This is a genomic window from Actinoplanes ianthinogenes (assembly GCF_018324205.1).
GTDB classification, from domain to species: Bacteria; Actinomycetota; Actinomycetes; order Mycobacteriales; family Micromonosporaceae; genus Actinoplanes; species Actinoplanes ianthinogenes.
In genome coordinates this window covers 9,530,484-9,544,212 of record NZ_AP023356.1, presented here as the reverse complement: position 1 = coordinate 9,544,212, position 13,729 = coordinate 9,530,484, and the positions used below count along the sequence as shown (strand labels likewise).

12 protein-coding genes are annotated in these 13,729 nt (G+C 72.8%); 6 read left to right on the top strand and 6 right to left on the bottom strand.

Going from position 1 to position 13,729, the window contains the following annotated elements; genetic code table 11:
- Positions 1–105: 105 nt before the first annotated feature.
- Positions 106–1,488: an NAD-dependent succinate-semialdehyde dehydrogenase gene (locus Aiant_RS43555; protein ID WP_189330481.1), complete on the bottom strand. Its 1,383-nt coding sequence runs from the start codon at positions 1,486–1,488 to the stop codon at positions 106–108.
- Entirely contained in the window at positions 1,485–2,807 is a 1,323-nt protein-coding gene (gene gabT / locus Aiant_RS43550) for a 4-aminobutyrate--2-oxoglutarate transaminase (RefSeq protein ID WP_229830005.1), read from the bottom strand. The genes Aiant_RS43555 and gabT overlap by 4 nt, the downstream gene beginning before the upstream one ends.
- A 76-nt stretch (positions 2,808–2,883) precedes the next feature.
- Here gabT and Aiant_RS43545 point away from each other — a divergent pair, with 76 nt between their 5' ends.
- Together Aiant_RS43545 and Aiant_RS43540 are read left to right on the top strand one after the other, a co-directional pair.
- Complete coding sequence (locus Aiant_RS43545) at positions 2,884–3,768, top strand: LysR family transcriptional regulator (protein WP_189330480.1); 885 nt, start codon at positions 2,884–2,886, stop codon at positions 3,766–3,768.
- 35 nt (positions 3,769–3,803) lie between these two features.
- A complete protein-coding gene (locus Aiant_RS43540; protein ID WP_189330479.1) occupies positions 3,804–4,124 on the top strand; it encodes a hypothetical protein in 321 nt (106 codons plus the stop codon).
- A 20-nt stretch (positions 4,125–4,144) separates the two neighbouring features.
- Here Aiant_RS43540 and Aiant_RS43535 read toward each other — a convergent pair whose 3' ends face one another.
- Positions 4,145–5,311: an erythromycin esterase family protein gene (locus Aiant_RS43535; RefSeq protein WP_189330478.1), complete on the bottom strand. Its 1,167-nt coding sequence runs from the start codon at positions 5,309–5,311 to the stop codon at positions 4,145–4,147.
- A 117-nt stretch (positions 5,312–5,428) separates the two neighbouring features.
- Here Aiant_RS43535 and Aiant_RS43530 point away from each other — a divergent pair, with 117 nt between their 5' ends.
- The 4 genes from Aiant_RS43530 to Aiant_RS43515 all read left to right on the top strand — a co-directional run bounded on the left by Aiant_RS43530 (position 5,429) and on the right by Aiant_RS43515 (position 9,316).
- Positions 5,429–6,928 (top strand): Na+/H+ antiporter NhaC family protein, encoded by a 1,500-nt coding sequence (locus Aiant_RS43530; RefSeq protein WP_229830004.1) that lies wholly within the window; start codon positions 5,429–5,431, stop codon positions 6,926–6,928.
- A gap of 64 nt (positions 6,929–6,992) precedes the next feature.
- The gene (locus Aiant_RS43525; RefSeq protein ID WP_189330477.1) at positions 6,993–7,412 is read left to right on the top strand and encodes a hypothetical protein; all 420 of its coding nucleotides are present in this window, start codon (positions 6,993–6,995) and stop codon (positions 7,410–7,412) included.
- Positions 7,413–7,420: 8 nt separating this feature from the next.
- Positions 7,421–8,482 (top strand): serine hydrolase domain-containing protein, encoded by a 1,062-nt coding sequence (locus Aiant_RS43520; protein ID WP_212846825.1) that lies wholly within the window; start codon positions 7,421–7,423, stop codon positions 8,480–8,482.
- A 9-nt stretch (positions 8,483–8,491) separates the two neighbouring features.
- Positions 8,492–9,316 (top strand): hypothetical protein, encoded by an 825-nt coding sequence (locus tag Aiant_RS43515; RefSeq protein WP_189330475.1) that lies wholly within the window; start codon positions 8,492–8,494, stop codon positions 9,314–9,316.
- Between the two features lie 349 nt (positions 9,317–9,665).
- Here Aiant_RS43515 and Aiant_RS43510 read toward each other — a convergent pair whose 3' ends face one another.
- The 3 genes from Aiant_RS43510 to Aiant_RS43500 are packed head-to-tail and all read right to left on the bottom strand — an operon-like array spanning position 9,666 to position 13,688.
- Complete coding sequence (locus Aiant_RS43510; RefSeq protein ID WP_189330474.1) at positions 9,666–10,802, bottom strand: type III PLP-dependent enzyme domain-containing protein; 1,137 nt, start codon at positions 10,800–10,802, stop codon at positions 9,666–9,668.
- On the bottom strand, positions 10,795–12,330 hold the full coding sequence (locus Aiant_RS43505) for an IucA/IucC family protein (protein ID WP_189330473.1): 1,536 nt from the start codon (positions 12,328–12,330) through the stop codon (positions 10,795–10,797). Before Aiant_RS43505 ends, Aiant_RS43510 begins: the two co-directional genes overlap by 8 nt.
- A complete protein-coding gene (locus tag Aiant_RS43500; RefSeq protein WP_189330472.1) occupies positions 12,327–13,688 on the bottom strand; it encodes an IucA/IucC family protein in 1,362 nt (453 codons plus the stop codon). Before Aiant_RS43500 ends, Aiant_RS43505 begins: the two co-directional genes overlap by 4 nt.
- Between the last annotated feature and the right edge of the window lie 41 nt (positions 13,689–13,729).

Sequence of the window (13,729 nt, the reverse complement as noted above, 5' to 3'; positions counted from 1 at the left end):
ACGGCGCGGCCTCCGCGGTGGTCGCTCGGCCGCGAGTCTCGCGGTATGCGAGACGGTCCGGGCTGTGGGGTGGCTCGGACCGTCTCGGCTGGTTTCGTACGGCGGTCAGGCCGGCCAGGCGACGCTGAGGTAGTGGGTCTCCTGGAACTCGCGGAGGCCGTCGCGGGCGCCCTCGCGGCCGAGGCCGCTCTGCTTGACGCCGCCGAAGGGGGCGGACGGGTCTGACACCAGACCCCGGTTGATGCCGACCATGCCCGCCTCGACGGCCTCGCCGAGGCGGATGGCACGTGCCAGGTCACCGGCGAAGACGTAGCCGGCCAGGCCGTATTCGGTGGCGTTGACCTGGTTCAGCATCGCCGCCTCATCGGTCCAGGTGACGATCGGGGCTACCGGGCCGAAGATCTCCTCGGTCAGGATCTCGGCGTCCGGGGCCACGTCGACCAGGATCGTCGGGGGGTAGAAGTGGCCAGGCAGCGACGGGGTCGCCGCCTGATGGGCGATCCGGGCTCCGGCCGCGACCGCCTCGTCGACGGTGCGGGTGACCCGGCGCAGCGCCGATGCGCTGATCAGCGGGCCGATGTCGGCGCCGTCCGCGGCGGCTCCGACGGTCAGTTTCTCGACGGCGGCGCCGAATCGGGCCACGAACTCGTCGGCCACCGCGGCGTGCACGTAGAACCGGTTCGCCGCCGTGCACGCCTGGCCGCCGTTGCGGAACTTGGCGATCATCGCGCCGGCCACCGCGGCGTCCAGGTCGGCGTCCTCGGCGACGATGAACGGGGCGTTGCCGCCCAGCTCCATCGACGAGTTGACCACCCGGTCGGCGGCGTGCCGGAGCAGGACCCGGCCGACGGCGGTCGAGCCGGTGAAGGAGATCTTGCGAACTCGCTGGTCGGCCAGCCAGGCGCCGACGATCGAGGAGGCGTCCGCGGTGGTCACCACGGTGACCACGCCGTCCGGCAGGCCCGCTTCCGTCAGCAGTGCGGCGATGGCCAGGGCGGTCAGCGGGGTCTCGGCGGCCGGCTTGAGCACCGCGGTGCAGCCGGCGGCCAGGGCCGGGCCGACCTTGCGGGTGATCATGGCGGCCGGGAAGTTCCACGGCGTGACCAGCGCGGCCACGCCGACCGGACGATGCGTGACCAGCGTGCGGGCCCCGCCGGCCGGGGCCTCGCCGTACTCGCCGCCGGGGCGCACCGCCTCCTCGGCGAACCAGCGGAAGAACTCGGCCGCATACGTCACCTCGCCGGCCGCGTCGGACAGCGACTTTCCGTTCTCCCGGGAGATCAGCTCGGCCAGCGCGGCGCGGTCACGCAGCATCAGCTCGAACGCCCGGTGCAGGATCTCCGACCGGTGCCGGGGCGCGGTCCGCGCCCAGGCCGGGAACGCGGCGTGCGCCGCGTCCACGGCCGCCCGCGCGTCGGCCACCCCCTGGTTAGGCACCTCGGCCACGGCGGCCAGGGTCGCCGGGTCGGCAACGACGATGGTGCTCATCGGATCTCCTCGAAGGCGGCGGTGAGGACGTCGAAGGCGTCGTCGAGCAGGTCGTCGGAGATCGACAGCGGGGGCAGGAAACGGAGGACGTTTCCGTAGGTGCCGCAGGTCAGGACGATGACGCCGCGCTGGTGGGCGTACCGGGAAATGTCTCGCGCCAAGCGCGGGTCCGGCTCACCGGAGCCGTCGCGGACGAGCTCCACGGCCAGCATCGCGCCGCGGCCGCGCACGTCGCCCAGGCGGCCGTCCGCCGCCTGGATCTTCAGCAGGCGCTCCTTGACCAGGGTTTCGATCTCCCGGGCCCGGGCGGTGAGGCCGTCGTCCTCGATCGTCTCGATGGCGGCCAGCGCCGCGGCGCAGGCCAGCGGGTTGCCGCCGTAGGTGCCGCCGAGACCGCCGGAGTGTGGCGCGTTCATGATGTCGGCGCGGCCGGTCACCGCGGAGAGCGGCAGGCCGCCGGCGATGCCCTTGGCGGTGACGATCAAGTCGGGCACGACGCCCTCGCGGTCGCAGGCGAACATGTCGCCGGTGCGGGCGAAGCCGGTCTGCACCTCGTCGGCGACGAAGACCACGCCGTTGGCCCGGCACCACGCGGCCAGCGCGGGCAGGAACCCGGGCGCCGGCTCGATGAAGCCGCCCTCGCCCTGGATCGGCTCGATCACGCACGCGGCGAGGGTGTCGGCGCCGATCTGCTTCTCGATCTGGTCGATGGCGCGGGCCGCCGCGATCCGGCCGTCGAGACCGCCGTCCCGGAACGGGTAGGAGAGCGGCGCGCGGTAGACCTCGGGCGCGAACGGGCCGAAACCATGCTTGTACGGCATGCTCTTCGCGGTCATCGCCATGGTCAGGTTGGTCCGGCCGTGATACGCGTGATCGAAGACGACCACGGCGTTGCGCCCGGTGTACGCCCGAGCGATCTTCACGGCGTTCTCCACCGCCTCGGCGCCGGAGTTGAACAGCACGCTGCGCTTCTCGTGATCGCCGGGGGTGACCCGGTTCAGCGCCTCGGCCACCGCGACGTAACCGTCGTACGGCGTGACCATGAAACAGGTGTGGGTGAACGCCGCGACCTGCTCGGTGACCGCCGCGACCACCCGGGGCGCGCTCGCACCGACGGTGGTGACCGCGATGCCCGAGCCGAGATCGATCAGCTGGTTCCCGTCGACGTCGAGCACGATGCCGCCGCCGGCCCGCGCCGCGAACACCGGCATGGTGGTGCCGACGCCGCCGGCCACCGCGGCCAGCTTGCGTTCCATCAGTTCCTGGGACCGGGGACCGGGCAGCTCGGTGACCAGCCGGCGTTTCTGTTCGAGGCTCACACCGAGAAGTGTGTTCAGCAGTGCGTATGCTCGTCCAGTTCCTGTTGGGCCTGTGATTCATGCTCGGGAGGCATAAGTGGAGCTGCGCCTGTTGCGGTACTTCGTCGCGACCGCGGAAGCGGGCACCGTGAGCGCGGCGGCGGTCCGGCTGCACCTGACCCAGCCCGTGCTGTCCCGGCAGTTGCGGGTGCTGGAGCGCGATCTCGGCGTGGCGCTGTTCGACCGGAGCGGCCGGCGGCTGGACCTGTCGACGACCGGGCGGGCGCTGCTGCCGCTGGCCCGGGACGTGCTCGGCCGGGTGGACGGGCTGCGGGTGGCGGCCATGGTCGCCGCGTCCGGCCGTCTGGAACGACTGACGATCGGGGCGCCGACGGTGACGCTGACCGACGTGGTGTCGCCGTTCATCGCGACCCTCGCCCCGGAGGACCCGACCGCGGACGTGCTCGGCGCCGACGGGCGGTCCCCGGCCGAGACGCTGCGGCTCGGCGCCGACCTGGCGATCGGCACCGTGCGGGCGCCTGATCCGTATCGGTCGTTGCCGCTCGCGGTGCTCCCGGTCTGGGCGTACGTGCACGCGGACCACCCGTGGGCGAGGCGCGGCGAGATCCCCCTCGCGGAGCTGCTGACGTCGACGCTGATCGTGCAGCCGGCCGCGTTCACCGCCCGGCAGTCCCTGGAGGCGGCGATCACCGCGGCCGGAGCGTCCTACTCGTCGTCGATCGAGGCGGCCAACGGGACGGTGGCGCAGGCTCTCGCCGCGGCCGGGCGGGGGATCGCGGTGGCCTCCGACGATCCGCGGTTCGGGTTGGTGCCGCTCGCGGTCGACGTGGGCGGGCGGCGGCTGAGCATCCGGCTGGCCGCGGTCTGGGACTCGCGGCACGCGGCGGCGCCGACGCTGGAGTCGTTCGCGGAGCGGCTCGGGTCGTTCGTCCGGGACCGGTACGACGCCGCGGCCGCCTGACCGCGGGCTTGCGTGCGGCTCCTAACCTCTCGGCGGTGATCGTTTCACGGGGTTCGGCGTGGTTCCTGAGCGTGCTCGGCAATGCCGTCGTCGGGGCGTGCGCCGGGGTGGGCTGGCCGTTCGTCTATCTCGGCGGCTATGCGATCGCGGCGCAGGCCGGCTGGATCGTCGCGGACCCCACGGTCGTCGACGACGGCACCGGCTTCCTGATCGTGCTCGGCGCGGTGGCCCTGCTCGTGCTCGCCGGCATGTTCGCCGGCGTGAACGTGCCGTTGCGGGGGCGCGGGCGGCTGCCGGTCGCGCTGGCCGTCACCGGGGTCGTCGCCACGCTGGTCAGCGCCGCGGTCTTCCCGTAGAGACCGCGGCGCAGGCCCGGTCAGGTGAGGTGCGGGACCATGGCGATCAGGTCGAAGGCGTCGGCCACCGGCAGGTCGACGTAGCCGTCGAGGTTACGGAAACGCTGCGGGCCATCAGGCGCACCACGCAGCGGCCGCAAGTCGGTGACCTGCACCGACGTGCCCACCGGCAGGAAGGCTTCGACGCTGCCGGGCGCCGGCGGGGCAAGGTCGACGGTGCGGACCTCGACGCCGCTCTCGGTGCCCGGCGCGGGGCGGCGGGTCGGTGTCCGGCCGCTGACGGCCGAGACCCCGATGCAGGTGTACGCCTCCCCGAGCTCCGCCACGAGGTGACTACCGAGCACCGGCACCTCGAACGTCCCGCCCAGCATGATCGGGATCCGCTGGAGGTGGGTGTTCGCCGCCGAGATCACCACCTTGCGCCCGTCCCGCCGCAGGTGACGCACGGTCTCGGCCATCGCCGCGTCCCGCACGTTCACCGCCGCGTGGATCCCGGACCCACCGGCCGCCGCCACCTGAGCCCGCAGCATCTGGTCGAGCAGCACCGCCAGGCGCAGCTCGTGCCCGGCCGTGGCGAATCCCGGCCCACCGCCACGCCGCTCGTACAGCGGGCGCAGCGCGTCCATCCGGGTGGCCAGCTCACCCAGGAGCAGGGTCAGCGCGTCCCGATCGGCGGCCGCCGTCTCGCGGTAGGCACTGAACGCCGCCATCGTGAACGGGCGAGCCCAGCTCCGGGCGTACGCAAAAATGTCGTTGATCTGGTGAATCGCGGCCGGATCGACCTCGGCGAGGTAGCGCGCCACGCCCTCCACCGCGGGCAGCAGCGAGCCCAGGTCGGCGGGCAGGTCCAGGCCCGCGAACCCGATGTCACCCCGCGAACGCAGCCAGGTCAGCAGCTCCCGGGTCTCCGCGGTGCGGCCGAAGCCATAGGTCAGACCCTGCTCCGCGATCACGGCGAGGTCGTCGTCGTCCTGCCCGCGCACCCAGCGGTCGCCCCGGAGGCCCTCGCTGAAGCCGGACTCCAGGGCGAGCACCGAGAAGTCCAGCTCCTCCACCAGGAATCGCACCAAGTGCTGTCTGACCTGCTGATACTCCCGGACGTTGTGTGCCGACTCGCCGATCCCGACGACCTGGGCGTCCCCGAGCAGTTTCCGCAGAGCGTCGAAATCGTCCAGGCCGATCGTCATCCGGGCACCCTACCGTCGGAGCCGATCACCGGGATGAAATTCATTCGGCCGGGATGAGTCGCGGAGGTGTCCGGCAGGCCAAGGGTCGGTGGCAGGCACGTCCGCCGGGAGCAGGCCATGACCGTTGACGCAGCGCCACCTACGGACACCGGTACGCGAGAACCGTCGATGCTCGACGCGGTCCTGCCGATCGTCGTGCTGATCACCCTGCTGGTCTCCACCATCATCCTGTTCGGGGTGGCCGCGACGGACGGGCCGTTGCAGGTCGCCCTGCTGGTCAGCGCCGCGTTCGCGAGCCTGATCGCGTTCAAGAACCGGCACACGGTCGCCGCGATCGCCGACGCCGCGGTCGGCGGGGTCACCTCGGCGGTCGGCGCGATTTTCATCCTGCTCGCGGTGGGCGGGCTGATCGGCACGTGGAACATGGCCGGGACCATCCCGACGATCGTCTACTACGGGATCGGGCTGCTCAGCCCGGCCTGGTTCTACCTGGCGTCGGCGGCGATCTGCGCGCTGGTCGGCATGATCACCGGCAGTTCCTGGACGACCGCGGGGACGCTCGGCGTGGCGTTCGTCGGGATGGCGCAGGTGCTGGGCCTGTCGACGGCGATCGCGGCGGGGTCGGTGATCTGCGGGGCGTACTTCGGGGACAAGATGACGCCGCTGTCCGAGACGACGATCCTGGTGCCGAAGCTGGTCGGCGGCGGGCTCACGGTCGGGCAGCACGTCAAGAACATGTTCTGGACGGCGGGCCCGGCGCTCGGCATCAGCCTCGTGGCGTTCCTGATCCTCGGCCTGGTGGCGGAGCACGGGGACTCGCTGAGCACCGAGGAGGCGCGGCGTGCGCTCGCCGGCGAGTTCCACATGACCGTGGTGAACCTGCTGCCGCTGATCCTGCTCATCGTGTTCTCGATCCGTAAGGCGCCGCCGTTCCTGGCGATCCTGGGCTCGGCGCTGTTCGCCGGGGTGCTGGCGCCGTTCACGCAGTGGAAGGCGGTCAGCGGGTTCGTCGACGATCCGTCGCTGTCGCCCTTCGTGACCGGGGTCCGGGCCGTCTTCGACGCGCTGGCCAGCGGATTCGTCAGCAAGTCGGGCAACGAGAGGATCGACGAGCTGTTCTCCCGGGGTGGGATGGCGAGCCTGTTGACCACGATCTGGCTGGTGCTCGGTGCGCTGGCGTTCGCGGCGGTGATGGAGCACGCGGGCTTCCTGCGGCGGCTGCTGGCCCCGATCGTCGGGTGGGCGACGACCCGCGGCCGGTTGATCCTCGCGGTGAACGCGAGCGGCATGGGCCTGAACGTCATCGCCGGCGATCAGTATGTGGCGGACGTGCTGCCGGCTCGGATGTTCCGGGAGGAGTTCGCCGGCCGGGGGATGGCGCCGCAGACCCTGTCGCGGGCGGTCGAGGACTCCGGCACGGTGACGTCGGTGCTGGTGCCGTGGAACACCTGTGGCGCGTACATCTCCGGGGTGCTCGGTGTCTCGACCGCGGCCTATCTCCCGTTCTGCTTCTTCAACCTGCTGAGCCCGGTGCTGGACATCGTCTACGGGTTCGTCGGCTTCAAGGTGCCGATGCTCGAGACCGAGGCCGTGACCGACCAGAAGGAGACTGCCTAGAGTCCTAGGATGCCTTAGAGGTTGTGCGCACCACCATGGAGGACACCGAGGCCACGCCGGATGGTTGCCCGATCTGGGGGAGACCTTCGACGCCGTCGTGCTGCCCAGCAACTTGATCAGCACCGTCGAACCCGTCCGCCGCCGGCAGTTCCTGACCACGGGCGCCCGCCACCTCGCCGCCGGTGGCGTGCTGCTGGTCCAGTGGTTCCCTGCCACCTGGTTCGACGACCTGATCGGCGCCGGGGAACGCTCCCGTCACCTCGGCGACGTCCTCGGAACCGTCCGGCTGCTGTCGGCCGAGCCCACCGGGCTGACCGCCGAGGTCCGCTACGACCTGGACGGACGGCACTGGACGCAGCGCTTCCAGGCGTACCGTCTCACCGAGCCGCAGCTCGCCGCCGAACTCGAAGCCGCCGGCCTGCGCCTGACCCGCTGGCTCGACCCGGCCCGCAGCTGGTTCGCGGCGACCGGCATGCGGGTATGAGTCCGGCGGTGACCGACCTTCAGGAACGGGTGCAGCAGCACCTCGACGCCCTCGTCGCGCGCGGGGCGGAAACCGGTGTGCAGGTCGCCTGCTATCGCGACGGCGTGCTGGTCGTCGACGCCGTGGCCGGGGTGCCCGGCTCGGCCACGCCGATCTTCAGCTTCTCCGCCGTCAAGAACGTGACCGCCACGCTCGCGCATCTGCTCGTCGCGCGGGGGTTCCTCGACTACGACAGCCTGGTCACCGACCTCTGGCCCGAGTTCGGCGCGCACGGCAAGGACGCCACGACGCTGCGGCACGTGCTCACCCACACGACCGGCCTGCCGGCGATGCCGCGGGAGATCACCCCGGCGGAGCTGCCCGACTGGTCCCGGGTGTGTGCCGCGCTGGCCGCCGCCGAGCCGCGCTGGCGTCCGGGCGCCGCGACCGGCTATCACTCGTACACCTTCGGCTACCTGGTCGGCGAGCTGGCCCGCCGTGCGACCGGCAAACCCCTGCACGCCCTGCTGCGTGAGTGGATCACCGAGCCGCTCGGTATCGAGGGTGAGCTCTTCTTCGGCGTCCCGGACGAGGCGCTGCCGGGCGTGGCCCGCCTGGAGCAGGCGCCCGGCTGGCCGGCCGGTGAGACCGCGATCCTCGCGCCCTGGGAGGGCCGGCCGAGCGCCGACTTCGGCAACAGGGCCGAGATCCTGCGCGCCGACATCCCGTCGGTCGGCGTCGCCACCGCGCACGGCCTGGCCGCGCTGTTCAATGCGATCCTGCAGGGCGACCTGATGGATCCGGCACGGTCCGCTCGCCTGTCCCGGCCCGCTTTCGCAGGCGTCGATCAAGTTTTCGGTACGCCCACCCGACTGTCCCTGGGCTTCCCACTCGGCCGGATCGGCGCACCGCCGGAGGAGGGTTCCGTGGCTTTCGGCTGGCCCGGTGGCGGTGGGAGTTACGCCTACGCCGACCCGGCCCGGGGGATCGCCTTCGCGCTGACCAAGACGCGACTCGCCCCGAACTTCGACACCGTGCTGTCGGTCGACGCGCTCCTGCCGGGGACAGCGGATCGGGAGTCGACTGCCTAATCTGTCCGGATGCTTTCGCGGACGACGGGGCTGTTGCTGGCGGGTGGCGCGCTGGTCGCCGTGGCGGGCGGGCTGCTCGGCTCGCCGGTGGCGACCGCGGGCGGGTGCCTGGTCGTGTTCGTGGTCCTCGCCCTGCATCCCGAGGTGCGCGGGGCGTCGCCGGTCTTCCGGGTGCTGCTGTGGTCGGGGTTGGCGCTGTTCGCCGCCGCGGTGGTCGTCCACGTGAGTGCGTGGACGGATCCGGCCGGGCTGGGCGTGGCCGAGTTGTCGGCGCGGTTCCAGGATCCGGTCGGACTGGACACGGCCGAGCTGGTCGCCCGGTTCCGGGATCCGGCCTGGCAGCGTGCGCAGTTCCAGCGGCACCTGCTGGTGGCGGCCTGTCTGACGCTGGGGTTCGGGGCGCTGGCCGGTGCCGGGGTGTATCTGTCCCGGCGGCGGTTGCGGGCGCTTCCGGTGCCGGTGGCCGTGACGCTGCTGGCGTTGTTCCTGCTGGTGCTCCTCCCGCTGTTCGGGTCGTTCACGAACGTGGCGATGGCGGCGGGCGTGCTGGCCGGCGGCTATCTGTGGGTGATGCGGCGCGAGTTCCGCCGGGATGGCGCGATCCCGATCGTGGCGGCCGGGGTCACCGTGCTGGCGGTGCTGGCGTGGCAGGCCGCCGACACCGCCTCCCGCAACCGTCCGGAGCCGGTCGAGCCGGGCGTGTTCTACTCCGTCGCGGTGGCGATCGACACCGGGCCGGACGTGGCGAGCGCCGTCGCGGTCGGCCTGCTCCTGCTGGCCGCAGCCGGGACCGTTCTGGCCTGCGCGCAACTGGCCCGGGACAGCGCCTCCTGAGCGAGTCACGGCGCGCTTGCCCGACGCGGTCCGCGATGTCCTGACGTCCAGAAGCGGCGAGCTGTCGGCGTCTCACGGCTGGGAGCGGTGAGCCGGCGAAGTCATGGCGCGGAGAAAGCGGCGAGCTGTCGGCATCTCACCGCAGCCGGCGACGTCATGGCGCGGAGAAAGCGGCGAGCCGTCGGCATGGTCGCCGCCGGGAGTGGTGGGTCACCGAGGTCGGTGCGGCCGGGATCGAGGCCAGCGGCGTCATCGTGGCCCGAGGCTGGTGACGCCCATCGCGCCCAGGAGCGATCAGCTCATCGCCGGGGGCGGCGAGCCGGCGGCGTGTGCGGACGTCGAAGTGACCTCAGAGGATGACGAAGTCCGGGGGTGGGTGGCGCAGGAAGTCGTGGTGGGAGATGTCCCAGCCGTAGGCGCCGGCGCGGGCGAAGACCAGCAAATCACCGGCGCGCAACCGGGAGACGTGCTGGCCGCGACTGAGCACGTCGCGCGGGGTGCAGAGCTCGCCGACCGCGTCGACCGGGGTGTCGGTGACGGCGGGGCGCGGGTACGGCCGGTCCCAGGCATCGACCGGCAGGACCGTGAACGGGTGGCTGTAGCCCCACGCGGCCGGGAGCCGGAAGTGGTGGGTGCCACCGCGCAGCACCGCGAACGTACGGCCGTGCGTGGTCTTCAGGTCGAGCACCTCGGCGGCGTAGTAGCCGGCGTCGGCGGCGAGGTAGCGGCCCGGCTCCAGGATCAGCTCGACGCCGTCGGGGACGGTCACCCGGGACAGCGGGGTGAGGTCGATCGAGGCGGTGGAGGTGTAGTCGACGCCCAGACCGCCGCCGGCGTTGACCACGCGCAGGCTCAGGTCGTACGCAAGAGCGGTGGTGATCGACCAGTCGAGGGCGTCACCGAGGAATGCGGCGTGCGCGGCGCCGTCGAGGTTGTTGGAGACCGCGTGCAGGTGGAAGCCGATCACGGACAGGCCGGGTGGGAGCGCGCCGAGGACGGCGGGGAGCTGGTGCTCGTCGATGCCGAACGGGGTCGGGGTGCCGGTCATGGCGTGGCTGCCGGTGACGCCGACGGTGCTGCGGTTGATCCGCAGGCAGATGTCGGCGTGCAGGCCGAGGCCGGCGAGGCGGTCGAGTTCGTGGCGGCTCTCGACGTTGAGCAGGGCGCCGGCGCGGACCGCGGCGGCCAGTTCGGCGTCGGTCTTGGCGGGGCCGCCGAAGGCGATGCGGCGGGCGCCGGCCCGTACGGCGAGGTCGAGTTCGCCGCCGGAGGCGACCTCCAGGCCGTCGCACGCGGTGGCGAGGGTGTGCACGACGGCAGGGTGGCCGTTGGCTTTCACGGCGTACAGAAAACTGGTCCGAGGTGGCAGCGCGGACCGTAAGTGATCAGCCTGCCGGCGCAGCGCGGCGGTGTCGTAGAGGTAGGCGCAGGCCGGCGGCGGCAGGCGGCGCAGCGCCGCGGCGACGTGCGCGGGAAGCTCAGACATGCAGCGGGTTCTCCACCGGGAGGTAGATGTCGCCGTCGCCGGCCAGGCGCATCCGGACCAGGGCTTTGTGCGGGACGGCCGGCGCGGTGAACGCGGCGTGGTCGGCCCGTGCCGCGGGCGAGTCCAGGCTGTCGTAGGTCTCGTCGACGATGTCGCGGACCAGTCGCCAGGCAGCGGACTCGGCCAGGTCGAGGTGCAGGACGAGCTCGCCCAGGTGTGCCTGGAAGGCGGTGTAGCCGAGCTTGGCGCGCATGATCGCGGGGTCGTCGGTGCCGACGACCGAGCCGGGCCACAGGTCGACGTGGTGTCCGGCGGCGGCGAGTCGCGGCAGGTGCAGGCGCAGGCCGGCGAAGTCGCGCAGGGCGAGCCGGTGCGGGCGGCCGTCGAGGAACGTGGGCAGGCAGTTCTGCAAGTGGGCTTCGAGGGCTACGCCGTGGGTGGCCAGGCGCAGCAGCGGCGGGAGGAGTAACCGGGTGTAGTCGGTGAGCCAGCCGGCCGGACCGCCGCCGTGCCGGTGGACGAGCTCGTCCAGGCGGTAGGGGAGGGCGCTGCCGGCGATCGCCTCCTCGCCGGGCCGCAGGCGGCCGGTGAGGCCGTCGCGCAGGATGGCGGACAGATCGCGGCCGGGTGGGACGGCGGCGCCGGCGGTCTCGGCCATGAGCAGCAACGACGGCTCGTCGGCGGCGAGCCGGCGCAGCAGGGTGGAGACGGCCGGGCCGTTGCGGGTGCTGGCGACCGAGATGCTGCGGCGGGTGGAGGTGACCTGGATGTCGAGGGAGACCTTGAGGTAGTGCCGGGATCCGTCGGCGGCGGGTGGCAGCAGCAGGGTGCGCAGGGCGGCGGTGGGGACGGCGTCGAGGTGTCCTTCGACGTGGCGCAGGGTGCCGTCGGTGAACAGACTCTGGTAGCGCTCGGTGACGAGTGCGTGTTGCCAGGCGTGGACGGGCTGGAGGCGGAAGCCCGGTTCCGAAGCCGGAATGTCGGGATGTAGTGCGCTCAAATCGTCGCCGAGATGCGCTTCGTCACGGACCGCGATGAAGCGGATCTCCGTGTGGCCCGCCTCGAGATCGTGGGCCAGGACGTCGCCGGTGTCCCAGCCCAGCCGGGTCCGCCCGCACGGATGCAGGTTGTGACCGGAAATGGCCAGCCGCTCCCCGGCGATCGCCGCCTCGTCGGCGTCGCCGCCGGGCACCGGTCCGGGCCGGGACAGCGCGATCGCCAGGTTGATCACCGCGTTGCGGATCTCGGCGGCGAAGCCGGGCGCGTCGATGCCGGCCAGCAGATCGACGGGGTCGGCCACGCCGGCGCGGTCGAACTCGATCCGGTTGAAGGCGTGCCGGGTGCCGTCGGTGTCCTGCGACAGCCCCTCCCGGGCGAGGGCGCCGCGCAGCCGGCGTCCCACGGTGTCCGCGGCGACCGGCAGGTTGTCGAGGAACCCGGCGACCAGGTGCGGGGCGTGCACGGCCAGGGCGGCCTCGGTGTGCGCGGCGGCCGCGGCGAGCCGGCCGGTGGTGAGGCTGGACCTCATGAGTGCACCGCCATCGGGTTGGGCTGGTATGTCCAGATGTCGTCGAGCGGGTCGGCGGCGAGGCGCATGGCGGTGGTCGCCTTGATCGGCAGCGGTTCGGTGAGCAGCTCGGGGGTGTCCCGGAGGCCGGCCGCGACGATCGCCCAGAGCCGGTCCGGTTCGGCGCCGTGCCGCTGCGCGAACGCGTCGACGAGCTGGCTCGCGACGGTGCCGAGGGCGGCCGCGGCGAGTTTGGTGCGCAGCTGGACCGGGTCGTCGGTGAGCAGGTCGCCGTGCAGGCCGAGACCGAGCCGGCGGTGGACGCGGACGCCGCCGAGGTCGCGGTAGAGGATCCGGACCGGGCGTCGGTCGTGGAGCACGACCAGGGTGTTCTGCCCGTGTGCCTCCAGCGCGACGCCGCGGCGCAGCACCGTCGCCAGCGGCGCGAACAGCAGGTCGGTGAGCTGGGCCAGCCAGGCGTACGGGTCGTCGACCGTGCCGAGGAAGTGGTGCGTGAAGATCCCCAGCGGCACGGCCTGCTCGCCGGGCCCGAGCCGGGGCGCGCGCCGCACCAGGTGGGCCAGCCGCCGGTCCGGCCCGTCGTCGGTGATCACGGCGCCGGCCTCGGTCTCGGCGAGGACGTCGATCGGCAGGTCGGCGGTGATCTCCTGCAGGGCGGCGGAGAGGATCGGCCCGTTGTGCACGGCGGCCGGCGAGACGGTCCGCACCGCGGAGGTCATCTGCACGTCGACGGCGGTCTTGATGTGCGGGCCACCGCTGACCGGGGCGACCGTGCGCAGCGACATGAGCGGCCGCATCGGGCGGGTCGGGCCGGCGTCGGTCAGCCACGGGTACTGCCGCAGCAGGCGGGCGGCCTGCCACGGGTGCGCGTACAGGACCGGCTGGGCGGTGCCGTGCCAGCGCTCGGCCGGGACCCGCAGGCGGCGCAGCCGGATCACCGGGCGGTGCTCGGGGGCGTAGGCGAGCACGTCGGCGACGGTCATCCCGGCGCGGGTGCGGCAGCCCGGGTGCAGGGGGTGCCCGTCGGTCTCGAACTGCTCGATCCGGCCGAGGTCGGTCTCGGTCAGCGACGGCGCGACGGCGTCGGCGCGGGCCAGGGCGAGGTTGGCGACGCTGTTGGCGACCTCGGTGACGAAGGCGGTGCCGGGCCACAGTTTCGCGGCCAGCTCGACCGGGTCCATCTCGGCGTAGACGGCGCCGGGCAGCGGCTCGCGCTCGATGGCCAGCCGCAGCCGGCGCAGGATCGCGGCGCGGGCGCCGGGCAGTGCCGCATCGAAACGTTCGACCAGGTCAGGGCGGATGTTTTCAAGATCCGCGCGGGTCCGGGCCGGGTCGGCGGTGGGTGTCGGCTGCGGCACCCCACCATTGTCGCGTCGAACGGCCGAGGTGTCCGCGCAGG

Excerpts from the sequence above, each read along its gene's own strand:
- Aiant_RS43555 (WP_189330481.1), bottom strand. The coding sequence starts at position 1,488 with ATGAGCACCATCGTCGTTGCCGACCCGGCGACCCTGGCCGCCGTGGCC.
- Aiant_RS43535 (WP_189330478.1), bottom strand. The coding sequence starts at position 5,311 with ATGACGATCGGCCTGGACGATTTCGACGCTCTGCGGAAACTGCTCGGG.
- Aiant_RS43505 (WP_189330473.1), bottom strand. The coding sequence starts at position 12,330 with ATGAGGTCCAGCCTCACCACCGGCCGGCTCGCCGCGGCCGCCGCGCAC.
- Aiant_RS43530 (WP_229830004.1), top strand. The coding sequence starts at position 5,429 with ATGACCGTTGACGCAGCGCCACCTACGGACACCGGTACGCGAGAACCG.
- Aiant_RS43515 (WP_189330475.1), top strand. The coding sequence starts at position 8,492 with ATGCTTTCGCGGACGACGGGGCTGTTGCTGGCGGGTGGCGCGCTGGTC.
- Aiant_RS43510 (WP_189330474.1), bottom strand. The coding sequence starts at position 10,802 with ATGTCTGAGCTTCCCGCGCACGTCGCCGCGGCGCTGCGCCGCCTGCCG.